The following is a 22278-nucleotide window of genomic DNA, read 5'->3' on the forward strand; positions in this document are numbered from 1 at the left end:
ATCAATCCCCCATATAGGTTAGGAAAAAGCGGGTGTAATAGCCGTGTGAATGAGCCGCATAGAGGTTTGTTCCGGTCGCCCAGGCATGGAACGAGATCGTGTCGCCTTCATTGAAATATGCGGTGTAATCTGCGGTCGTCGTCATCCAGTAAGCGCCATACATGTAGTTGTACTGCACGGTGTTCGCATTGTGCCGGATCTGGAAGTAGCGGTGCCCTGAATTGGTGTGTTGCATCACGTATCCGCCGACCCGATAAAAGCCAGGTTTCTGGATCGTAATCACTGAGTTGTCGACACTGGCGTAAGCGGGATCTGCCTCAACATGCGTCGAAGATATGTCTAGGCTAGAGCCAGCAGCGCTCGCGTGACTGTGCCCGTTCGGCCCTCCAGCCCAAACCAGTTTGGATTGCGCATACCCTTGGGCCATTATGTTCCAAGTGGCGGTGTCCGTTGGATCGACGCCCGTTTTCGGATCTGTTCCCACGAAGATGAAAGATGATCCGTCATAGAAAACGGCGTCATCCCGTTCATAGGTAGCCTCCGGATCGTAAGCGCCTTTCCAGGCGATCTTGATTTTGCCTAGATCAATCTGCATGGCTCAGGCCCTCATTGTTCATGATCAAATGACCGCTGTCATCGAGCTGGAAAGTGACGGTGCCCGGCAACACAGCAAAGCAGGCAAAGTCTGATGCGGCACAAGGCTCGCGGGTTTGAGTGAGCTGCAAATGACCACCCACGCGGTTGAAGCCGAAGACGGTAACTTCACGATCACTGATCATGTCATCAACATCAGACCGCAAAGCTCGTCGTTCGATGAGACCGAGCAGCTTGCCAAGTGTGTTGCCGGTTTGCGAAGCCCCGCCGATCAGTGCGCGGATCGCTGCCTCCAACCCGCTTCTATTTGCCTTTTCCTTCAGCCGAGCGTCATGCTGTCCATACGCTTGGTCAACGAGGCCGAGCGCCTCATTGATCCGGCGCATGCCTGTTATCTGCGGCCCTTCAGGATCAGCAAGCGGCAGTTTGAGATTTTCCGTTTCCTCACTCATCACCGCGTCCTCAAATCTTCAAGGGTGAGGCATGGCAATAAGCCATTGCCGGGCGGTGAAGCGCCGAGCCTGTTGCCGTGATCTGAATGGCGGTGGTCTCGGTTGTCACCCCGGCAAGGCGATAGGTCCGCTTGAACCAGCCTTCGCCATGCTCTTCCTGAGCGTGAAGGTCTGTCAGTTGGAACACCCCGTCGCTATCGCGAACCGCAACAACAAAGGAAGAATTGCCCGGCGTGCGCTCCAGTGTCGTGATCTCCACCGTCATGTCATTGCCGCAAGTGAACGCGCGGCTGACATAGCGCTCGGTTTCAACAAGCTTGCCAAGCACAATCTGGATGTTGGGGAAGAGGATCGGGGTGGCCTCCTGGGTGCCCTTTAAAACCGCTTTAACGGTCAATTCCTCGTCCAGAACTTCGCTTAAGGAAATCACCTGTCCCGGCGCACTTTTCAGCTCGCCGCCGTTTTCCCGTTCAAAGATCAGCTCTACTTCCGTGCCTGCAACCGGCGTTTCAACGCCCGCCAGCGCCAGAAGATCCGTTGCTGCACCTGCTGGCACTGTCCCAAGCTCAACCGTGCGTGTTGTTGCAACCGGCTTGGCTTCCTTGATGATCGTCCAAAGATCCATGGAATGATGATGGACATAGGCCGTGTTATTGGACGAGGAAATCATCACCATGTTGAGATTGGGCTGTCGTGTCACCCAGCCCTTGTCCGGGTCAAACTTGCCAAGCTCGGCAATGGCAAGCGCATGCCGGTCATCATTGGTAAGCCAGATATGAGCCTTTTGCTCAAACGCTTCCATCCAGAGGGGAACGGGCAGAACGAACTCAAGAATGTCACCCTTTTTGACGCCGCGCATGTCCATTTCAACCTCGGCCAAAGCCGGGCCGGTCGGCTGCGCGCTTTGAACATTGCGGATCTGCAGGATGACGGGGCGGGTTTCGTCTCCGACTTCCTCAACAAGCACGCTGACAGACCCAAGATAAAAGCCCTTGGGCGGTGTCCAGATATAGCCAAGCGGATCGAACAGGCGACGGGTAATCACACGCTGAACGGTGGTCACGGCCCGCATTTCGTTGATGGTAATAGAGCCACGACCGACATAGGTCGCAAAACCTTCATTGCCGGTCTTGCTGACAAAACGAACGCTCTTGGCACCCGCCGTCAAACCTTCGGGAATACGGAATGACCCGACAAGGCGGCCATTTGCGTCTGCCTTCGGGGCGGGATCAGGCAGTGCAAGAGATATCCCGTCAAACTCGATGAGCGCCAAAGGCTCATTCGGCCCATAGCCGTTGACCTCATAGACAACATCACGGGAGCGCAAACGCTCATCTGCGACCGTTGATCGCGTGAACATCTCCGTTCTGGTGTTGACATTGACGGACGTTGAAACTGCCGCCCGAAAACCGCGCCCAATTGTCCGCGTCCAGTCAGCAAGGCGCTGAGTGATTGCTGAATGCCACCGGCTGGTCGTGCTTGTCCATTGGTCCATCGCCGGATTAAGGCTCACGCGCACCGGAACCGGATCAGCGGCCTGATAGGGATTGACCCGCATTTGTCCGGTTTTAAGGCGTTGCTCAAGGATGGTTTCAAATGTCACCTCGTTGAACAAGGTTTCATTTGCGGTAAAGCCCTCTACAAGGCTGGCGGAAATTGGCAGGGTCAAAACGCCGTTGACGATGGCAAGCCCTTGGTCAACACCCTGATCGCGGCGGCTGTCATCATCAAAGTTGTCCGCAAAAATCTCGGACTTGGCATATCCGTTGGCAATATTGGCATCGAGAATGAGCTGCATGCGGGCAATCTCATTCCGGTTGGCAATGGTCTGGTCTCGAATGTACTCCCGATCCTGCATGGAGACCGTGCGAACTGCGACATTTCGAACGTCCGGCCCCTCAATCCAGTCGTGGTGCAGTTCCGCCAGGACAAGTTTGACAGTTGGTGCATTGGGTGTAACCGGACTATAGGCGCGCGCTGTCCCCTTGATCCGCTCCAACCGGCCATCCTTATCGAGCGTAATCAGGTCGATGCGCGGCATCTTCCAGCGGTAGTCAATATCAACTTGCGAGCCTGTAACGGCCCCGGAAATTGTCACGGACGTGTCGTCCTGAAGGTCCGGATCAATCGAGCGCTTATAGGTATATGTCACCTGATAGGTGGAGCCGGTTGCTGGCTCACTGCCTTGAGCGCCCCAATCCACCTCATCGCCAATGAGCTGATAGTCGGTTCCAACTTCAAATGTAGTCTCGCCTTGAACGACAGAGACAATTCGCGCGACTTGCGCATCGGGCAATGGATCACGCCCGCCGATGATCTGGCTGCGATGAACGTCCGCTGTCTTTTCTTCCAGAACAGACACATCAAGGATTTCGGCAATCGGTGTCCGGTTGAGAGTGATCTTCAATGACCCTGTACCGCCATCATTAAAATAATGTGGCTCGGCCCGAATGGTCTCTAGATCCGGGTCGCTTGCATATTCCAAGCGTTTGGCCGTGTCCCGGTCAATCTTCTTGCCCTTGACGTTGGCCGTGCCTTCTTCAACCGAGAGCGCAAGGATATCTGCCGCGCTGGAAAGCAGGCTGACCTTGCAGCCCCAGACCACATAGTGACTGTTGCTCTCGTAGTCATAGCGGCCCAGAAGATCATTGATCCCGGAAAATTCAGGCGGCGGGCTGGTGTCGAGAATAACCCGGTCCTCCACCTCATAGATCGGCACGAAGCGATATTCGATTTCATTCGTGGAAATCATGCCTTCCGTGGACAGGCCCCAGCGCAGCTTTTCCTCCCATTGCGGGCAGCGTGGTTTGTTGTGGGACTCGAAGGACTGATCGTTGAATTTCAGGCTGACATCTTCCAGATGGGTGATGATCCGCCGTTCCAAAATGGCTCCGATCTGAAGCTTGCCCTCAGCCGGGATTTGCAGTTCGGCCTCTTCAATGTCCCGGCCCATCCCGAAATAATAGATTTTGCCGCTTTCTGCGATGGCCGCGCCGGTCTCCTTGTTGATGGTGACCGTGCAGCCTTCCATTTTGTCACCATCACTGAACATGCCGTCGCCAATAGAGCGAATGCGATGTTCCAGCATGGACCGGGCCACATTGGCGTCCGCCCCGAAATAATAAGTGTCTTCTGTCTCCAGAAGGCCGGTGCGGTTCTTCTTCGGATCAAAGTCGTTGATGTACTTGTCTGGCAGGTTCACCATGAAACTCTCCTAGATTTCCAAAATGAACGTCACGTCCAAACTGCTCATTCCATCGCGGGCAAGGGGCCGCACGCGATCAGCCATGAGCAGCGTTCCGGGAGTGGCGATTTGGTCGGGGGTGTAGAAAAGCTGCCCCGGTGGCAGATCAGCTGCGACTTCACAACCGGAAAACAGCCCAAATTCGGTAATGGCCTTGCCAACGGCATCGCCAGCGGCCAGACGGCCACGAATGAGCAACATGCGTGTCGGCTCATCACTGAAGGCGTAGCTTTGATTGCCGACAGGCAAATGCCGCGCATCCGGGTTTTCGTTCTCAGCCGATGGCAACACGTAATCAATGTTGGTCATCCGGCCCCGGCCAACTTCATCGACAAGGGCTGATTCATGAAGGGTTGGCGCTGGAATGGCCGCCTCATAGGAAACAGACAGCATGGCATCTGGCGCAATATTGCTTGCCTCAGTGCGGGCAATGACCCCTGAAGGGCCTATTGCAAAATCAGCCTCAACAAAGTTTTGAGACCCATCGGCCAAAGAGACCGAGACCGGGGTGCTGTCAAAAACCGGATGTTTGAGCGCGGCGCTGCCATCTTCACCAAGCGTGACCACTTCCGCCTGCGGTTTGCCCCACCATGGCTCTCCGGCCCCAAAGGCAAACAGGGTTCCGGCCTGATTGGCATCCATACGCTCCCGGATCATGCTGACCAGCATGGCCCGCCCTGCGTTCATGTTCACGGGCATTTAAAGGCTCCTTCAAGACGGCTTTAAATCCAGCAAGGTGCTTGGCGATGACCCAAACTCTTGCGGACCGGGCGGCAGGCCGGACCAGGGCGCATTGTCCAGATCAGCAAGCCCGCCGATATGGTGCTCAATGTGCAAAAGAGAGGGGCTTTGCGGCACGGTGACATGTGCACTGACAGAAACGGCAACATCACCATGTACCCGCGCTGCAAGACTGACCTTGCCGCCGATCCGGTGTGGCTCTGGAACTGCGCTTAAGCGGTGAGACTTTGGCGTATATCCGAAGGGGCGTTTGGCCTTTGCTCGCTTGAAGGAACGGGCCGTCTCGATCCGATAAGCCCCACGCACGCTTTGAAGTGCGCCGCGCTTGCTGACAGCCCGGATAACACCGGCAACCGGGCGAACAGACATTTCCAGATCGGGCGTACCCCATGCAAAAGCACCGCGTCCCAAATCATAGGTGACTGTAATTTGGGAGGGGTGTGCCAGCGCTGCCTTTGCCGGTCTGATCGAGCGGGCGCGAACGATATCTGAGTGACGGCGCGTAGCCCCGCCAATCCCGATTGTGATTGCCCCGCTGATCTGGGTATCCAGTCGCCCGACCAGATCCACCTTCTCCATAAAACTGATAAGCGGCCAGTCAGGACGGAACCTGATCCCGGACGGATTGCCCCGAATGGAGTTGGTGCGCTTGCGCTGCCCCTTTATGAGTGCCCGGTGATCGAGCTGCCATGTGACCCGGTAAAGTTTGGAGCGCAAAGACTGCGACAGCCTTGAAAGGGTGATGATCCCTTCAAGCTCGCCTTCCGTCGCGCTTTTGCCCAAATGCAAATGAGTGCGCTTGGAGCGCTCCTGTTCATGGGTCGCATATGCGTCGATCCAACTGCGGGCAACATGCCCGGCCGGGATGGTTCCCCGGATCTTCTGCCAGCGCCGCCCTTCCGCCAAAGCGCGCCGGGGATTGTCCAGGAATGGCAGCACCGGCTGCAGTCCCCATTCCCAAACCAGAAAGGGCAGATCCTCGTCAGTCGGGTTTCTGAGGCGTTCTCCCAGAACCTTGTGAAGGTTCAAAAGATCATCGGGGAGCGCCAAGGCAGCTGCCAGGGCAACTTCCAGCGCTGAAGCATTGGGAGGGAGCGGAAGACGGCGGGCCATCACCAGCCCCGCGACTGGCTAAGTTCAAGAAGAAGGTCTTGAAGGTAAGCGACCTGATAGGGCAGCACCGCAGGCGGCTCATCGCCCAGCATTTCCACCTTGTGAACACCGGGCACCTGAAGGCGGCTCGATGACCATGACCAGGGCACGTCGCGGCCAAGCCCGATATGTTCGGCAAAGGCTCCGCGATATCTCGGCTCCAAAGCGTCAAAAACCTGCGGGTCCGTGTCCGGTTCCAGCGTAATGCGGGAACGAACCACTACCGGAACCGGCTCCGCGCCAATCACATCAATCTCGGTGTGATCGTCTGGGTGAACTTCATCAGATGTCAGGCGGGCGCGAACCCGTGCCACCAGATCTTCAGACGGTATGCCGTCCAGTGTCTTTGCAAGGATTGCCACCCGCACACGGCTGCCGCCTGGAAAGTCAACGGAGATATCAGCAATCTCGTCAGGCGCAACTTCAATGGCCTTGCGCCGATACCACTCAAGCGGCCCGGCCGCCGATGATCCGGTGCGGTTTAGAATAATCCGCTCTTGGCGGCGGGCCTCGGTTTCGCCGTCGATTGGTTGAAGGCCCTCATCTTCCAGAAGGAGTTTTAAGTTGTCACCAGATGCAAAATAGACAAACCGCGCCCGGTACCGCTCATTGACCCGTTGGCGCATGACGGTCTCGTCCTCAGAAGCGGATCGAAGCGCACGAACAATTGGAGAGCTTTCAGTGAGCGCTGAAAAATCTTGTCCCGCCTCTTGCCTGTAGACTTCCAGAAAGACGGCAAGGCGTCGGTCAAGGATGGCCTCGGTCGAAACTTCCTCAACCAATTTCGGGCGGGGAAGAATATCAAGCGCCTTGAGCATTTGCCAAAACCCCCTTGCCGATGATCCGCCTCACAACTTCGTCGCTCGGAATGAAACGGAAGGAATAGAAGATATCGACACGGCCGTGTTCATCCGCATCGTTTAGGCCGAAGTCTTTCAGCTCTGCTTCCGGTTCCCATTCCACCGCATCAACGATCGCGCCAAACACATCCATGATCGTGTCTTCAGTGAGCGGTCTGGAAATGAGGTCCGGGGCTGGTGAGCCGAAATCACGCTTGCCGGGCTGGGTTTTAAACGGCGTTGAAAAGGTCGTTTCAATGCTTTGAACGACCCGTTCAACACCGGATATTTCTTCGCCGGTAAACCGGCACATCCCGACCAGCATCGACCCGCGTCCCTAAGCCTCGGGGAGTGGTTTAATCACCCCCTGTAATTCCAGCGTTTTCGCAATGTCGTTGTCGAGAACCAGAACATCAGCAAGGGAGGTGACGCTCGGAATTGGTTCATCAGAAATCAGAACAAGCGCACCCGCTTGATAAGCCCGCCCCACATGGAAGTTATGAGCCAGCACGCGGGCTTGATCTTTGCCGAACCCCTCCGGCAGGCGCTTTTCATAATCGGATAGGGACGAGCCTTGTTCTGTCACCCCGGCGTCTTCTGTTACCGGCGCTTCAGGGATTGCCTCGGTTTCCACGACCTCAACATCTTCGGCCTTTGTCTCAGGTGCCGCTTTCGTCTTTCGTGATGCGCGTGCCATCTCAAAAAATCCCTTCACTTTGCAAACGTGTTGCTTGCAGCCGTCACAATCGGCCAAAGCCCGGCAGAAGACCCGACCTTCACCAGGACGAAATCGCCTTTACGAGCCACGGGCGGTCCGCCCGTTGACCCAAGATCAACCCGCTCTGCGGTCAGTTCCGCGCCGCCCGCCGTCAAGCGGTGCCGTGTTTCTCCTACTGTTGTGATGTCTTCTTCCGCCTCATTGGACGGTGACTGATTGTCAGCGTTTGGCCCAAGCGGAAGGGCAAGCGAGCCGGGACCGAAATCACCACCCGGCGAGAGGATCAAAAGCTGTTCACCGGCTGAAATCGTAGAGCGTTTCTTGATCGCCCCCGATTGACCCAGAACACGAATAGGCGGGGTTTCAGGGCGACCGTTTTCATCATCGCCTTCAGCGTCATCGACACCGACGACACGGTCCTTCTCCGGATCATATTCTGCGGCCGTTGCAACCCGGAACATGTTCCGGATCATTTCCTGAAGGCGAACGACCTCATCTTCAAGGGCAGCGATCCGATTATAAAGATCCGCGCTCACTTGTTTTCTCCGGTATTTTCCCTGTCATAGAGAACGGTTCCATCGGTGCGCACGATCTGGTCAACCTCGTGCTTTCGCGGAGCCGGATCGATTACCGTCATGTCCTGTTTCCATGTCAGCGCCGTCAGCGCATGGCCCTTGCTGCGCTCATCGCTGGTCAAAATGGGCAGATAGGTAAAGTCGTTCGGCTGAGAAACGCCCTTGAACCCGAAAACATTGCGGTGAACGAGATTGAGACATTCAAGGCATATCTCGGATGGATCTTGTCGGGTGTCTGCGGTCCTTGTCACCAGCATGATTGCGAACTCGCAATCAAGCCGGATTTGGCCGGAATGCTGGATCTGGGGTTTTGCAAGAACCATAGAGACGAATGCGGAGGGAGTTTTGAACTTGATCCTGCCCAGATCATCAATCTTGAACTTACCATGAAGCACCGCCGCTGAGGTAATTGAGGCAAGCTTTGAAACTTCATCCGCCACGGTTTTCAAATAGGCGCCGGGCTTTTTAAGGTCACTGTCATTTGACGAAATGCTCATTCGATCAGGTTCCTCAACAGGGTTCCGACAAGTCCGTCAATCTCGGCCCGGTTGGCCGCTGACAGGCCGAGATAGGGCCGCGCGGGGATTTCAACTTTTTTGGCGCGGATCGTTCGACCGCCAATTCGGAACACCAAAGCCTCGGCATCCTTGGGAACGATGGTTCCGCCGAACTGGTGAATGCCGGCATAAACAAGAGAAGAGCCGACCACGGCCGCGTCGCCGTCAACTTCATGGTCAATGGAGTCCACAAGAGCGCCGGAGCGCACGAGCGTCTCGGTGCCTTCGCTGTTGTCCTTCCAGGCGTCCCCGTCAGGCGAGGTCTTTTCCGTATCGATCCGCCGCTGGACTTGGCTTGTCACCAGTGCGCCGATTGGGTCGAGCAGATAGGCAGGATCAAGTGTGGTGAACTTTTTGAGCGCCGCCCGCATTTCCTCGCGGGGGATATCGATCTCAACGCCAATGCCCGCCATAACATCACATGGATTTCAGCCGGTCGCGGGTCATGACCCGTTCGGGCGGCGCGTCAAAGATCACATTGTCCGAGCCGTCCGCATCTTCCGGGACAGCTGCCTGTGGCTCAGACAACCCAAGGCCAATCATCCCCTTGGAAATCTGTTCCAGGCGCTTGATCGCCGCCTCGTAGCGTTTTTCGATATCGTCAGTCAGGCTCGCATGCGTCCCGGCAAGAAAGTAAACGGCAATATCAATGCACGGGCGGCGCAGGAACGCCGGTTCGCTGGAAAGCGGCAGCTCATATTTATGGGTCAAATACCCGTCAATGGTCCGGCTCGCATCTTCAAGAGCTGAGAGCGCGGTCGCCGGAACAGGCTCCCCGGTGTTCTCCCTGTCGGTCAGAATGCGGAGTTCATCTTCGCCCTTGGCCGCCAACATCTGGTCATAGGAAGCGTAGAGCATGGCCTCGCACTCCTTCGGGATGGACCCCGACAATGATCTCGTTGGCCTCTTCGGGCGCAACCTCGAGGCCATTCTTGCAGGGCCAGTACTCGAACTCAGCGATATCGCTGTCGACGGTGTAAATCGGCAGGTCTCCGCATTGGTCTTGAGCCTTCTGCAGAATTTTGATGACCTGAGATATTTTCATGCTGCTCATCTGTCCCGCTCCGCTTGATTGAAATGGGCTTACTCCGCTGGCTTGCCTTGCGTGCCCGCTTTGTCACCCTTTGGAGCGCTCGCCCGTTTGGCGCGCGAACGGCCACGCGACTTGGGCTTGGTCTCCCCGTCTTGAGGGTCTTCAGCTTCGTCGTCTTCATCGAACGGAACAATTGCCAAAACCGGGTCCGCGATAAGTGCGGAAAGCAAACGTTCAGCCGCATCGTCGTCCTCCGGCCGGTCAACAATCGTCCGCTGACCCGCCTTGAACTTCAGACCGGCCCGACGGCGGTCGTGGGATGCAATGACGCAAATCTTCTCAGACATGGGAAGGCTCCTTGCTCCCTACGCGGGAATGTCCCGCGCAGGAAATCAAAAATGAGGTTTAGTTAAGAGCGGACTGGATTTGGCTGCCCACGCGCCGTGCAACCCGGCGCAAGGTTTTCTCGGTTCGCCTGTCAATCGAGCCTTTGACCAAATAAAGCTTGGCCTGCATCTTGTAGCTGTCCGTGCAGCCGAAAAAACAGCTGGTCAGGTTGGACGTGATCCCGTTTGACGGAACCCCCACGGACACCAGAAGCGGATCTCCGGCAAGATCGACCGCATCATCAACATCACCGTCATTCATCGCGCCAATACGGAGCTTTTTGGAAAGATAACTGTTGGCCTCCGACAAGGCCCGGTTTGCCTTTATACCCGTCACCAGAAGGATTGCATCCACTTCCCCTTGAGCGAGTGCTTCCAAAGCAAACTCCGGATCATCATGTTCACTGGCAATGCGGACCGCGCCATAGTCATCATCTTCAGCAACAAGGTTCGCCCAGGTCTGAACGGCTCCGGAAAAGTCCGGATCGCCGAGAACAATGGAGGCTTCCTTGCCATAGCTTTCCAGATCATCCAGTTCACCCACCTTGCCATCCCGGTTGACCAGGAGGATCAGGTATTCTTCGTGAAGCGAGGCGACGGTTACAAACTCTCGTGCAGAGGCTGGGTCATTGCGTTTCAAGTTGACCATGGCGTCGGGCTGAGAAACGAGCACATTGCATTCGCCGCGCAAAGCCCGGCTGATATTGCCGAGCGAGCCGCCCGTATCGACAAGCACCTCAGACGTGATCTTTTCTTTTGCCAGACTGTCGGCAATGGCCTTGGCGGCAAGATAGTAGCTACCGCCATCGGTGCCCGAGCATATTGATATCGGTGGCTTGAGGTCTTGGGCAAATGCGCTTGGGAGGCAGATGGCTATCAAGCCGGTAAGGGCGGAAATAAGAAAAAGATTACGTTTCATTGGTTTTCACTCCAATTTTGACGATCAGGGAAACAAGGGCGGCAACGCACAAGCCATAGAGTTCATCAAGGCCAAAACCGCCGAGAGCCATGTCAACGGCGGGGATGGAAGCGGTCAGCGTTCCGACAAAAAGGAACAACTTGGCGATGACCCATCTTTTGAAACGGTTGATCATGGTTCCTCACTAAAGGCGCGCTCGCGGGCTATCCCCGCGAGAGGCCAATTCAATTTTTGGAAAAAAGCCGACTACTTGGTCAGCTGGAGAGCCACGGGCAAACTTCGACCTTGCACTTGTTGCGGTGCGGGTTCGGCTTGCCGTTTTCAAACTTTTCGACGCTCATCAGGATATTGGCTGCATCTTCAAGCGAAGGCGGAACCATGAGGATATTCGGCTGAATGGTCAGCTTGGTCCCGTAGTCGCCTTCTTGCGACTTCATGGCCGTGTAAACCTTGGCGAAGTTGTCAGGCGTGAACTCTTCCTTGGACGCAAAGGCCAATTGCCAGAAACCGTACCCGGCGGCCTCGCGGGTCTTTGCCCCATAGACAACTTCGTCCAGCATGAAGACGCGCTCGGAATTGATGTCGGTCATGGCGTTGAAGACCGGCTTTTGGCGAACCTGTCGCACAAGCGGCTTTAAAGAACGGGTTGTGTCGAACAAATACCAGGCAGGCTTGTCACCGGCCCAGAAGTTGGAGACGGACTTTTCCTTGCCTTCCTCGTCCAGAACCGGATGATCGGTATCAAAGAAGTTCTGACCGTCATAGCACTCGGCAGAGAACCCAAGTTCCAGCGCTTCAAAGATCAGCTTGTCAGGATGACGGGCAACGCCATTGCCCAAACCTTCCATGCGCGGCTTGTAGATCCCCAGATTGTCATCGGCCAAATCATCAAGCTTGAAGGCAACCGTCAATTCGAACTTGCGGTTCTTGATCCGGTAATCATGAGACCCGAGCTGGCGGATGACACGCTCGCCGATCCACTCCCGCATTCCCGGAAACTCGCCAAGCCAGCCATATTCATTGGCCGTGGTGGTTGAGGGAACTTCCGTGGCAATGGTCGGCCACATCGGCTTGTGCTGATCAAAGCCCTGCTGATAGTTGCGGCGAAAGCCAATCCCCGCCGTGCGCAGGTTTTCGAGTGTAAAGTCAGCCATTGAAGCGGCTCCTATTCAAACTCGACATAGACAAGATCACCCTCGATCTCGCGAAGGATACCGGCCTTGGACCGGGAACCACCGCCATCGGTGCGGGCAATCGTCTCATCGTCGATGATGTAACAAGGGGAGTTGATATCGGCCCGGCTCACCGGATCGCCGTTATCGTTCTCAAAGTGGAACCAGCCGTCCCGGCGGCAGTCCACGCGGATGGCACCATTCGCCCCACCGAGATTGTCGGCCGTGTTTTCAGCAACACCGGCAACAGTGAGGTTTGCCGCCTCATAGGCCGGTTTGGCAAACCCGCCCTCAAGGACAACAAGTCCGCCCTTGAAGATCTTCACGTCACCGGCAACCGGCGGGGAGGTTCGATCACCGCCACGGCGGCGAACCTCGCGTGATTTGGAAAGCATTTTTTTGGGTCTCCTGAATGACCGCTTCTTTTCCCGAAGGTTCAGCGGCTAAGGTCGGCCAGCGTTACGCGCTGGCTTTCAAGTCCTTCAAAACGTCTTCATTGGCCGGGTCGATCCCGAGGCTCGCAAGGATCTTGGACTGATCCTTGTTGAGGGCGATCTTGTCACCGCCCGGATCACCCGACTTGTCACCCGGCTTGGTCTCAATAAGTGTTGGCGCGCCCTCGACCATCTTGCGGAAGCTGTTCAATCCGTCTTCCGTTTTGCAGGCTGCAAGGTGATAGTCTTTGGAGGACGGCGTAATCTTACCGTCCTTGATGGCCTGATCGACAACCTGTTCAGCTTCCGCGCCCTCAAGCTCGGCAACCTTGTTCAAGGCCGTTGAGAGCTTGCCGCTCACCAGCTCGTAATCTGCTTTGGGAACAAACTTCTGCGGATCTGGTTGATCCGCCTTGTTGAGCGCCGTCTGCAATTCTCCATCTTTTGCCTTCACGGCTTCAAGAATGGCAGTGTCAGACGCCTCGTCAGCCAGCCCAAGCTGACGACACAGCGCAATGCGCATTTCCTTGTCCATAGTACACTCCGGCTCGCTGATCTCTTCGCGATTGAGCGCTTTCATCATCAGGTTTGGCTTGTTGGTCAGACCGGCATCGGCAATCTTGTGAATGACGCCGCTGGTGTCATGACGAAACACGGGCGACAGATACCGGTACTCACGCTCGGCGATCATGTTGATCGCCTTTTTCGTCCACTCCACCGTGCCCCAGACCTCGCCGCCACGAACCTCAAGGCCCGTGATCCAGCCTGCAGCTGGCATGGGTTCGCCCTTGCGCAGGTGGTTGGCGTGTTCATAGTCGATGACAAGAGGCTGGCTGTTTCGAGCCTCAAACTCGGCAACAACCTTTTCCGGCTGACTGTTGATCCAACGCCGCCCGTCCAATCCGTTCACTTCCCCCTTGGGGAGAAGCTGGATCTGGTTCGGCGCGCCGTTAGACGCATTCAATGCAATAGCCAAATGGCCCTGATTTGATGACTTGCTCATGACCCCGCCAAATTGGCAAAGGGGCGAGCAAATTCAGCCGGTGACAGATGACTGGGGAGTTTTACGCATATGGGGGGGCAACCCGCCCGCGCAGGATCAAATTTAAAGGGGTCTTAAATAGGGTAGATCGTGCGTTTTTAAATTTTGGGTAACTTCACCCGTCTTGGACTGGAAAGCGCTTCTATGGCCGTTTATTTATCACCCAGCTTGACAGGGCGCTCTGTCAAGCTTTGAGACCAGTCGCCATCAAAATTGAAAGTCGGAGCTGGCTTGGGTTCGGAAAACCAAAAATCTGTGAAGGCCGCAACATCTGGAACACAAAACCAATGCGCCTCGCCGTCCTTGTCCATAGCCCACCAACGTGCATTTTTCGGAGCCTGCTTCCAGTCAATGTTGGTAAGGGAAGGTTCTTTGTTTTTTATATCATTTCCCATTATTTGACGACGCCTCAAATTTGCAGCCACACGCTTTTAATGGTATGGTCCCGGCCAAGGTGCTCACGTAGGACGCTCGTGCCCTGTGTGCGCGACGAAAGATCCACCCCAACTGGACTTTCTGAGAGTAACTTCCGGCTCTCAGGGCACCTTACCAAAATCCCTAGTTCCTGTCTTCTTCCGGTACGGTTCGCAAAAGCGGCCCGCGCTTTTGGTAGAACTTCAGCTGGTTCGAATTTGTGCGCCGGAAGGACTTCAGGAAGATTTCTCTCCCGTCTTTTGTCACCCTGAAAAGCGCCCGCCACCAAACTCCATCTATGAGCGCGCTTGCTGCAAAGTCATTCGCTTTTGGTTCTGCACTCAAGTCGCGCCGGATCTCGCCCACATCAAGGCTCCGCTGAACAAGCTGATAGATATCGGCATCAAGATCGGCCCGCTTACCAATCTGCTTTGCCGCATCGGCAGTTGAGAAAAACGCCGTGCGCGTGGTGGCCCCAATCTTTTCCGCAATCGTCTCCGGCACCATGGCAACAGGGGCAAATACAGGCTTGCCGGCAAGCGCCCCCGACTGAACACGGCGGAACATCTGCGAGCCGACCAGATCGGTAATCGCCGCGCGCCGGATATGAGGCGGGGCGGTATCCAGTTTGCCCGAAAGATGATTTGCCAATGTCCGGTGACGTGACTTGCCGGGATTGGTCTGCCAGCCCGGATCGATCCCCTCAGGGATTTGATGCACCGAGCCATCCCGCTTGTTCACCCATTGCCGGGTCGGAATATCCGGCGTCTCGCTGACACCGCCCAGGCTATCGGCTTCGGCTTGGGTGATCTGGCGAACCCAGCACACACAGCCCCAGCCATTGGGCGGCATCCATGTATCCCAGAAGGGATGATCAATGGGGAGGATGGTGTTTTCCCGAGCGACATGGTGCGGGCGATGTTCGCGCGCAACGCCCAGCCGATACACCAGATAGGGCAAGGCGTGCTTGGTCCGCTGGAACCGTGTCCACTTTCCCGCCGCCATGGCAGAGCGGGTATTAGCCCAATAAATCGTCTTTAAACGCCGGTTGCTGCCCAGCTGAACAGTTTCGAGGTCGCCGGTCTTTGGATCAATCCGATCCGCCTTGCCCCACCACCCCATGCTTTTGAGCTTTGGAGAAAGCTGCTTTTTAAAATCCTCAAACGTCGCCCCTGTTCGAATGGCTTTTTCAACCGCTTCATGAAGCTCGGTTAAAACGGCGACTTGATCCGCTTTGGCGACCGTAAAAGCATAGGCGTGTTCTTCCCCATGAAGATCCTGCCAGTGATAAGACGGTTTTAAGGTCTTGCCGTCCAGATAACTCAGAACCTCAGGAGCCGGTCCCTTGCCAAATCGAAACCGGTCAGCCATCAGACTTGTCGTCGCCTAGGGCGCGGGCCTTGAGTGTGGCAGCGGCAAGCGCATCAGTAAGCGGTCCCACATCCTGATCTGCGAACAAGCTATCGAGACCGGCCGCAAACGTTTCAAGGCTATCGGAGTTTTCCAAAAGGCGGTGGATCGGTTCCAGCATCGGATCGCCCTGAAGCCGGTAATCCTTGAGGGCGTGGGCCATGATTTCGGCAAGGTCATCACCCTCGCTGCCGTGGTCATGATGCTCCCGGTTCAGTGCCTTCTTGTCGGGCTTGTCCTTTTCCTCGTCTTCTTCTTCGTCGCTGTCACTATCTGACTTTTCAGGTGCTCCACCGATGGTCTCTTCCCTTTCGCCCGGTTCGTCATAACCGAACTTGTCCCGCACCTGCCGCGCCGACAATCTGACGCCAACCTTGTGAAGCCGTTCCAGAACCTTGCTCTCAAGGTCCAGATCCTCCGGCTCATCCGGTTCCAGCTTGAACCGGGGGAAACCATCCAGCTGACCGAAGTTGATCAGACAATAGGGAATGATCAAATCCCGGTTGATCGTGAACGCCAACTGGCGTCCATCAGCCTTCATGATATCTGTGCGCACCCGGTCATGAACTTCTGCCTGACCAAGCGATGACCCGTCATCCGTGGTCATGGTCTGGCCCAAAACAGCCTTTGACATGGCTCCGTCCAGATACTCGGCAAAATCCTTGAAGACAGGACCGCCAGACGTTTTCGCCTGGATCAGTTCCATTTGCATGCTGTCAGGAATGATGGCCGCTGCATCCCTTGCTATGGATCGCACGGCCCGCAAGAGTGCCTTCTTGTCCTTGTCGTTCGCGCCCTTGCCGTATTTGCCGAGGCGAAGCGGTTGGCCGAAGATTTCACAAAAGGCCGCCCAGTCCTTGATCGTGTAGCTTTTCAGCATCCATGACCAGACCGCAAGACGGGCAAGCCCGCCACGGATCGGCAAGCCTGATTTGATTTGCGGTTTATGGACAAGATAGCGCCACGGTTGAAGCTCGATCCCTTCAGGAAGGTTGGCCTCTTTCAGGCGAACCTCACGGCGGGTTTTCTTGTCAAAGGTCAACCAACGCGGATCCACCCGCTCAAAGGTTTCCGGGACAACACGGGACGGGTTATCGGTGTTCCAGCTGATCTCTATTGCAGACACGCCCTTGCCAAGCGCATCAAGCAAATCCCCGAGCATCAGCCCGAAAGTGGGATTGTCCAGAATGTCCTCGCGGACCTGTTCGGCAATCTTCACGTCGTCCGGATCTTCACTTGCCGCCTGTATCTCCGGCTCAATCCCCAAAAGCGCAAGTTTGCGGGTGGCAATGACGGACCCATAGTGGCCGTCCCGCTCTTCCATTTCTTCGGCAAGGATAAAGAACTCGGCCGGATCGCCTTCGACAGCCTCCCGCAAAACCCCGGCGAGCTTTTCCGGGGTGATGTAGGTGGCAACCTCATCATGAAGAACCGTGCGCGGCCCGCTCTCTTCTGCCGTTGCAATCGGATTGCTTAGCGCACCGAGTTTCAACGCCTTTTGAACCGCCTTTAAAGGGGATTTAAAAACACTCACCATGGGCTGTCCCGCCTTGTGTTCATGAGCGTGCCGTTATGGAAATCGTCGTCATCATCGAACCCGTCATCATCCGGGTCCGGATCGTGAATGGAGGTGTAGGCATATTCGGGCAGGTTTTGCCGTGACGCGTAATAGGCCAATGCTCCGGCTGGCGCGCTGTCGCCGTGACGCTCCAAGCCATCGGAACCTTTGGTGCGGTGGTCATCCGGCACCTTGATAATGCCGTTCACGTAGCTGAGCGCCTGATGGTCCCGAAGAATGTCCTCGTGGCGCGGCAGCAAAACCGTTCGATCGGTGAACGCCTCGATGTAGGGCGGCATTTCTGCCGAGTACCAGGCCGTCGACAAGTGAACCTCAATGACGCTCTCGCCATAGCGCTGCGCGGCCTTCTCGGCCAAATATGCGCCGTTGCCGGTTTTGTCCAAAGCGCCGCCCGACATGCGCGGCAATCTGTCGACTACAAAATAGAGAATGTCCCGCTGCTGATCGAACGGCACATTATGAAGTTCCAGGACAAAGCAGGCACGGCGAACCAGATCGATCCCGACTTCCATCGGCAGGATGACCGTCTTGTCACCCGAACGGGCAAAATCTTCGCCAAAGACATGCTGGCGTCGGTCATCCAGCTTTTTCAAGAGCGGTTTGAGTTCCCGGTCGCAGAAGGCCCGCGCTATGGTTTTCCGTTCATCGTCGGGCAGGTTCTTGAAATCATCATCGCAGGCCCAGCGAACAATCGGAATGCCGTCCGTCATGCAGGCTTCAATCTGCACCCGTGTGAGTGCCGCTCCTTCCGCTTCGGCCGGAATGGCGTCCAGCTCTTGGCGCATGGCAGCTGTTCGCGAGCCATAGGCAGAACGGATGTCAGCTTCCCATTGCTTTTGCGCTTCCTCTGACCATTCTTCGCCCTTGATGAGGCACACCCGTTTAAAGAGGCCGTTCTCAATCGCTTCGCTAAACGGGATGTGGTGAATGGAGTAAGGCGGCTTGCCAGTGCTTTCCACTTCCCGGATCAGCTCATTAAAGGGGCTTAAAACGCCGTTATGCGTCGAGATAATCCGGATCTTGCCGCCCCAGATCAAAAGAGCGTTGACCGCATCTAGCACCCCACGCACATCCTTGTGGAAGGCCGCCTCATCGATAACGACAATTCCCTGAAGGCCGCGAATGTTTTCCGGGCGTGAGGACAGCGCCTCGATCCGAAAGCCGGACGCAAACTGAACACGGAAGGCAGCAATCTGGCCCGTTGACCCGTCGGTGCGCTGGTCAACGAACATGAACTCCTCAACTTCTGCCAGCTCACCGGCCACGATCTTGGCAAAATGGGCGACATAGCCGATGAACTCTCGGCCCTTGTCCTTGGTGTCGCCGATATAGAAAACGTTATCGCCGCCATCATCGCGCCGTGTTGAGGCAATGAGCGTGTCGTCCAGCGCTTCTGCAAAGGTAATCCCGGTGCGTCGGCCCTTTTGGCAGAGTTTCAATTTTGATGTATCTGCCAGCCAGTCAGACTGGTGCATCATCAGCACCCCGTCCTTGAGCGGGTCCAGATCTTCAGGAATATCAGCGCCGCGTGGAAGTTCCTCCGCCAACTCTTCCATCTCGCGGGTGAGAACGGGCGGTCCGGCGAACACATCCGGCTTGCCGATGAATGTCTCGTCGTTGGCCTTGCTCATGGGTTGGCCTGCTTTTGGGCCGGGGTGTCGTCCTGTTCGTCGCGTGGCTCGTCTTGTTCTTTGACCTGTTGTTTTCTCACGCCAAGGAACTCACGGCGGAGCTGGGCAACGCGCTCGCCAGACAGGCCAACCTTCTTCGCCGCCGTGTCGATTGCCTTGCCGAGTTTCTTGTTGACCTCGTCCTCATCCGTGCGGCGGGTGCGTCCGGACAGATTGCGCCCCTGTTCAATCTTGAAGAAGGCGTTCGACAGGGATTGCAGATCTTTTGGCGACGCACTACCGCGCCCATTGATGGCCTCTTCTGCAATGTTGGCGATCAACGTTTTCATGGCTTCGCTGATCCAGACCGTCAAATCGTCACTGTCCTTGGCTGACAGGTCGTCAGAAAGAGCGGCATAGATTTCCCGGCGCTCGGACATGGCGCGAGCGGTCGCTGCCTTGCGGGTGGAATAGCGGTTAAACGAGGAAAAGGACGGGATATCAAAACCAAGTCCAAGCTCGCCCTGAAGGCCAATCAGCTTTTCCTTGAACTCACCATAAATCTCGGTCTGTGTGCGGTCGTTCTTGATCAACTCACCTGCCGCCCAGACAATAATGCCGTCGCATTCTTCAGGAAGAAGATCAATCTTTGAAAGCCGACCGCGACCGCGTTTTCTGCCCTTGCCCATGGTTCACCTCACTGGCTCGCGCTAGGCCGGGCAATGCCCTCGACAATCATGCGGCATTCGCAGTGGTCAACACCTGTTTGGGTAATTTCCGCGACCATGGCCGAGCCAATCTCACGAATGGAAATCACACCAAGTTCGGACATTGCGCGAAGCTGGGTGCGCAGCCAGTCACGGGACTTGCGGTGCCCGAACAGGTCCAGCTGCTTTTGAATGAGAATGTCATTCAGGCGGCGGTCCGTTTGCTCATAAACCGCCTTTAAAATCGTGATCCGGGCATTCAGCTCTTCATCCCGGCGATATTGATCAGAAAGGTTCATGACTGGCCTCCCTTGTTCAGAAGAAAATCGTCAAGGCGCTTGGCGATCCTTGCGACCGATGCAAGCTCTGTTGAAACGGTTGCCACCTTGCCGTTCATCTCCGTGATTGCCATTTCCACCTTGTGAAAATCGTCCTTGGTCGGCTGGTTTTTCACCGCGCTTTCCAGATCTGAAACCCGGTCGCACAGATCATTGTGTTCAGCTTCCAGCTTGGCGATGGACACCGCATTGGCCTTGGAGCCGCGCGTAATCCACGAGACAACTAACGCAACGGCCGCAAACATCATGGCCGTTACACTGAACGCCGCTTCAAGGCCCTTTATCCAGTCAAGCATTGAGGGCCTCCGAGCTGTCGGAGTAGCCATGCCGTTCTGGTACTATGCTTGTCGGCGTGCACATTCATTTCGACCTTCTTATTGTTGAGGTTCGCTCACACAGACGGCAATCCGTTTGCCATCCATTTCAAAACACCAGGTGACTTGTGCGTCGGGGCAGAACTTCAATTGATCTGCCATCTGCACGATCTGACGACCAATGTTGATCGCATCTTCGATATGCACGTCCCTTGACCCAGAAACGCTATCTACATCATCCATCTTCAGCCTCACTCGTTCCCTTCCAAAGGCGTGAGCGAGTAATACGCGCCGTCCTTCTCAAGAATGCCGGTGTCAAATGCATGGGTGATCTTGGGCGCAAACATCAGCCAGCCGAGAAAACAGCCAATCAAAATCCCTGAGACAAACCCGAAAACGAAACCCTCTTCCATGTCACTCATGGCACAAGTCTCACCGCAGCATTTTCAGGGCACCAACGGCGGTGCCGGTGTAAAAAATCCAGCTGATCATCTGGCCGCCCCATTCTTCGAGGATCGGCACACTGGCAACGCCCCAGCCGAACAGGAACACGCTGTCGAGAATGACCGCAGACCACCAGAACGCGAGCAGGACGACAAAGGCGGCCGATAGCACCCAAAAGGCCCAATGCTCGAGTTTTGATTTTTGAAGATCAGCCATCGCCTTGGTGTGGGCGACGGCCGCCTCAATCTCGGCAATTGTCACCTCGGCGCGGATTTTTGCTTCGCCGGTTTTGTGGGCGGTATCGGCGCGCAGGTAAGTCAGCACCTTCTCAACGGCACCATCCGACAAAAACTTCAGGACAAGCGAGAGAAGAAAGCTCATCCGACATGCCTCCATTCTTTTGCATCATGGAGACGGCGCTGTTTGATCTGGCGGGCAATGACAAACACCCCAACCCCAATCGCGGCAAAGGCCAACCACTTGTTGGAAGCAACGAGGCTGAGAATTGGCTCGATAGCGGCCCGCACTGACAGGACCGTTTCTGAAAAGCCCTGAAGCGCTGCAATGCCGGTGATCTGATCGGCGTTCTCAACGATCTTGCCAACCGCGCCGCCAACAATCGCAACACCCGCACCTTGTTGCAGGCGGTCAGCCGACTTGATTGTCTGAGATCCGCGCTTGCGAAGATCTGAAACCGTCAGCTTTGTGCGGCCGTCAATCTTGCTGGCATTGATTGGGACGGCCTCATCCATCCGTTCCTCGGTCAAAGGACCGACAACGCCGTCTGGCTTCAAGCCGTGATCGACTTGAAAAGCAACCACCTGTCGCCGTGTTGCCGGTCCGAAGTCTCCATCTGCCTGAAGATGATAGCCAAGCGTGATCAGCCGCTCTTGAAGCGCCTTGACCCGATAGCCTTCCGAGCCGAGCCGCAACATGCGACCACGCGGGTTTGATGTAGTTTCGCCGCTCTTGCCAATCCGCTGATAAGCGGCCTGCATCAAGGACGCGTAGTGGCTGACTTGTCCCGGCCCGTTGTAGCGCCGCGCAATCGCCCGAAAATCCCGTTCGCGGAGTTCATCGGCAAGGCCGGATTTTTCCAAAAACCGGATAAAGGCTTCGTCCTGTTTGTCACCACTGGACGCCAGTGCCAGGACAAACTCTCCAATCGTGGCATAGCCGCACAAAAGGTGATTGAACCCCATGATCTGCGGCCCACCATAAGAGGCTGAGCGCAAACCCGCCGTCTCATCAAGGGCAACCATTTTGCCCAAACGGTCCCACCGCTTGTCTGATCCAGAACCGCCAAGGCCCTTGTAATTCGCCTTACGCCATTTTGGTGTTGCCAGCCCAAGCGCACGAGCGCGCAAACGTTTTGGAAGCTCGCGCCAGAAGACATGCTTTTCGGTGAGGATGATCAGGCGGCCTTGAGCATCGTAATCCTTCTGACCGCTTTCCACTTCCAGAATAGCTTCAAGTACGGCCAGCTCGCAGCCGATCCGCTGGACCGCATCAAGAAGAGCCACCCCGGTGGATTTCTCACCACCGCCTGATTTCAAAGTCTGGAAGATGTCGGACATTTTTAGCCAGTTTCCCACGCAAGGTTC

Annotated in this window: 30 protein-coding genes; all 30 read right to left on the reverse strand. The window is 56.0% G+C overall.

Annotation, left to right across the window (positions count from 1 at the left end; all coding sequences use genetic code 11):
• Position 1 precedes the first annotated feature (1 nt).
• Positions 2–595, reverse strand: a complete 594-nt coding sequence (locus tag TRICHSKD4_RS07995; RefSeq protein WP_009466997.1) for a hypothetical protein — start codon at positions 593–595, stop codon at positions 2–4.
• Complete coding sequence (locus TRICHSKD4_RS08000) at positions 585–1046, reverse strand: hypothetical protein (protein WP_009466998.1); 462 nt, start codon at positions 1044–1046, stop codon at positions 585–587. The genes TRICHSKD4_RS07995 and TRICHSKD4_RS08000 overlap by 11 nt, the downstream gene beginning before the upstream one ends.
• Before the next feature lie 10 nt (positions 1047–1056).
• A complete protein-coding gene (locus tag TRICHSKD4_RS08005) occupies positions 1057–4251 on the reverse strand; it encodes a DUF4815 domain-containing protein (protein WP_009466999.1) in 3195 nt (1064 codons plus the stop codon).
• A gap of 9 nt (positions 4252–4260) precedes the next feature.
• Entirely contained in the window at positions 4261–4989 is a 729-nt protein-coding gene (locus TRICHSKD4_RS08010; RefSeq protein ID WP_009467000.1) for a hypothetical protein, read from the reverse strand.
• 12 nt (positions 4990–5001) lie between these two features.
• Positions 5002–6144, reverse strand: a complete 1143-nt coding sequence (locus TRICHSKD4_RS08015; protein ID WP_009467001.1) for a hypothetical protein — start codon at positions 6142–6144, stop codon at positions 5002–5004.
• Positions 6144–7001, reverse strand: coding sequence for a baseplate J/gp47 family protein (locus TRICHSKD4_RS28010; protein ID WP_009467002.1), 858 nt, complete (start codon positions 6999–7001; stop codon positions 6144–6146). The genes TRICHSKD4_RS08015 and TRICHSKD4_RS28010 overlap by 1 nt, the downstream gene beginning before the upstream one ends.
• Positions 6985–7347, reverse strand: a complete 363-nt coding sequence (locus TRICHSKD4_RS28015) for a gpW/gp25 family protein (RefSeq protein WP_009467003.1) — start codon at positions 7345–7347, stop codon at positions 6985–6987. Before TRICHSKD4_RS28015 ends, TRICHSKD4_RS28010 begins: the two co-directional genes overlap by 17 nt.
• Before the next feature lie 12 nt (positions 7348–7359).
• The gene (locus tag TRICHSKD4_RS08035; protein ID WP_009467004.1) at positions 7360–7719 is read right to left on the reverse strand and encodes a hypothetical protein; all 360 of its coding nucleotides are present in this window, start codon (positions 7717–7719) and stop codon (positions 7360–7362) included.
• 14 nt (positions 7720–7733) lie between these two features.
• Positions 7734–8276, reverse strand: coding sequence for a hypothetical protein (locus TRICHSKD4_RS08040; protein WP_009467005.1), 543 nt, complete (start codon positions 8274–8276; stop codon positions 7734–7736).
• Entirely contained in the window at positions 8273–8812 is a 540-nt protein-coding gene (locus TRICHSKD4_RS08045; protein WP_009467006.1) for a hypothetical protein, read from the reverse strand. Before TRICHSKD4_RS08045 ends, TRICHSKD4_RS08040 begins: the two co-directional genes overlap by 4 nt.
• Positions 8809–9285: a phage virion morphogenesis protein gene (locus TRICHSKD4_RS08050; RefSeq protein WP_009467007.1), complete on the reverse strand. Its 477-nt coding sequence runs from the start codon at positions 9283–9285 to the stop codon at positions 8809–8811. Before TRICHSKD4_RS08050 ends, TRICHSKD4_RS08045 begins: the two co-directional genes overlap by 4 nt.
• Positions 9286–9289: 4 nt before the next feature.
• A complete protein-coding gene (locus tag TRICHSKD4_RS08055) occupies positions 9290–9730 on the reverse strand; it encodes a gp436 family protein (RefSeq protein ID WP_009467008.1) in 441 nt (146 codons plus the stop codon).
• The gene (locus tag TRICHSKD4_RS30670) at positions 9711–9926 is read right to left on the reverse strand and encodes a hypothetical protein (protein WP_168156991.1); all 216 of its coding nucleotides are present in this window, start codon (positions 9924–9926) and stop codon (positions 9711–9713) included. Before TRICHSKD4_RS30670 ends, TRICHSKD4_RS08055 begins: the two co-directional genes overlap by 20 nt.
• Before the next feature lie 29 nt (positions 9927–9955).
• Positions 9956–10252 (reverse strand): hypothetical protein, encoded by a 297-nt coding sequence (locus tag TRICHSKD4_RS08065; RefSeq protein ID WP_009467010.1) that lies wholly within the window; start codon positions 10250–10252, stop codon positions 9956–9958.
• A 58-nt stretch (positions 10253–10310) separates the two neighbouring features.
• Positions 10311–11210 carry a TAXI family TRAP transporter solute-binding subunit gene (locus TRICHSKD4_RS08070; protein ID WP_009467011.1) on the reverse strand — a complete coding sequence of 300 codons (900 nt, stop codon included), beginning with the start codon at positions 11208–11210 and terminating at the stop codon, positions 10311–10313.
• Positions 11200–11385, reverse strand: a complete 186-nt coding sequence (locus TRICHSKD4_RS08075; protein WP_009467012.1) for a hypothetical protein — start codon at positions 11383–11385, stop codon at positions 11200–11202. The genes TRICHSKD4_RS08070 and TRICHSKD4_RS08075 overlap by 11 nt, the downstream gene beginning before the upstream one ends.
• Positions 11386–11464: 79 nt before the next feature.
• The gene (locus TRICHSKD4_RS08080) at positions 11465–12364 is read right to left on the reverse strand and encodes a Mu-like prophage major head subunit gpT family protein (RefSeq protein WP_009467013.1); all 900 of its coding nucleotides are present in this window, start codon (positions 12362–12364) and stop codon (positions 11465–11467) included.
• An 11-nt stretch (positions 12365–12375) separates the two neighbouring features.
• On the reverse strand, positions 12376–12777 hold the full coding sequence (locus tag TRICHSKD4_RS08085) for a hypothetical protein (protein WP_009467014.1): 402 nt from the start codon (positions 12775–12777) through the stop codon (positions 12376–12378).
• Between the two features lie 64 nt (positions 12778–12841).
• A complete protein-coding gene (locus TRICHSKD4_RS08090; RefSeq protein WP_009467015.1) occupies positions 12842–13819 on the reverse strand; it encodes an I protein in 978 nt (325 codons plus the stop codon).
• Between the two features lie 191 nt (positions 13820–14010).
• Positions 14011–14283, reverse strand: a complete 273-nt coding sequence (locus TRICHSKD4_RS08095) for a hypothetical protein (protein WP_247642792.1) — start codon at positions 14281–14283, stop codon at positions 14011–14013.
• Between the two features lie 133 nt (positions 14284–14416).
• On the reverse strand, positions 14417–15643 hold the full coding sequence (locus tag TRICHSKD4_RS29175; RefSeq protein ID WP_009467017.1) for a phage minor head protein: 1227 nt from the start codon (positions 15641–15643) through the stop codon (positions 14417–14419).
• Positions 15636–17219, reverse strand: a complete 1584-nt coding sequence (locus TRICHSKD4_RS08105; RefSeq protein WP_009467018.1) for a DUF935 domain-containing protein — start codon at positions 17217–17219, stop codon at positions 15636–15638. Before TRICHSKD4_RS08105 ends, TRICHSKD4_RS29175 begins: the two co-directional genes overlap by 8 nt.
• Positions 17213–18892 (reverse strand): hypothetical protein, encoded by a 1680-nt coding sequence (locus TRICHSKD4_RS08110; protein ID WP_009467019.1) that lies wholly within the window; start codon positions 18890–18892, stop codon positions 17213–17215. Before TRICHSKD4_RS08110 ends, TRICHSKD4_RS08105 begins: the two co-directional genes overlap by 7 nt.
• Positions 18889–19560, reverse strand: coding sequence for a phage protein Gp27 family protein (locus TRICHSKD4_RS08115; RefSeq protein WP_009467020.1), 672 nt, complete (start codon positions 19558–19560; stop codon positions 18889–18891). The genes TRICHSKD4_RS08110 and TRICHSKD4_RS08115 overlap by 4 nt, the downstream gene beginning before the upstream one ends.
• Positions 19561–19568: 8 nt before the next feature.
• Complete coding sequence (locus TRICHSKD4_RS08120; protein WP_009467021.1) at positions 19569–19877, reverse strand: hypothetical protein; 309 nt, start codon at positions 19875–19877, stop codon at positions 19569–19571.
• Positions 19874–20212, reverse strand: a complete 339-nt coding sequence (locus TRICHSKD4_RS08125; RefSeq protein ID WP_009467022.1) for a DUF2730 family protein — start codon at positions 20210–20212, stop codon at positions 19874–19876. The genes TRICHSKD4_RS08120 and TRICHSKD4_RS08125 overlap by 4 nt, the downstream gene beginning before the upstream one ends.
• 78 nt (positions 20213–20290) lie before the next feature.
• The gene (locus TRICHSKD4_RS08130) at positions 20291–20473 is read right to left on the reverse strand and encodes a hypothetical protein (protein ID WP_040616503.1); all 183 of its coding nucleotides are present in this window, start codon (positions 20471–20473) and stop codon (positions 20291–20293) included.
• A gap of 8 nt (positions 20474–20481) precedes the next feature.
• Positions 20482–20652 carry a hypothetical protein gene (locus tag TRICHSKD4_RS30675; RefSeq protein ID WP_009467024.1) on the reverse strand — a complete coding sequence of 57 codons (171 nt, stop codon included), beginning with the start codon at positions 20650–20652 and terminating at the stop codon, positions 20482–20484.
• Positions 20653–20662: 10 nt separating this feature from the next.
• On the reverse strand, positions 20663–21055 hold the full coding sequence (locus TRICHSKD4_RS08135; RefSeq protein WP_009467025.1) for a hypothetical protein: 393 nt from the start codon (positions 21053–21055) through the stop codon (positions 20663–20665).
• Positions 21052–22251, reverse strand: coding sequence for an N-acetylmuramidase domain-containing protein (locus TRICHSKD4_RS08140; protein ID WP_009467026.1), 1200 nt, complete (start codon positions 22249–22251; stop codon positions 21052–21054). Before TRICHSKD4_RS08140 ends, TRICHSKD4_RS08135 begins: the two co-directional genes overlap by 4 nt.
• Positions 22252–22278: the final 27 nt, after the last annotated feature.

The sequence above is a fragment of the Roseibium sp. TrichSKD4 genome, from assembly GCF_000148725.1.
GTDB lineage: Bacteria > Pseudomonadota > Alphaproteobacteria > Rhizobiales > Stappiaceae > Roseibium.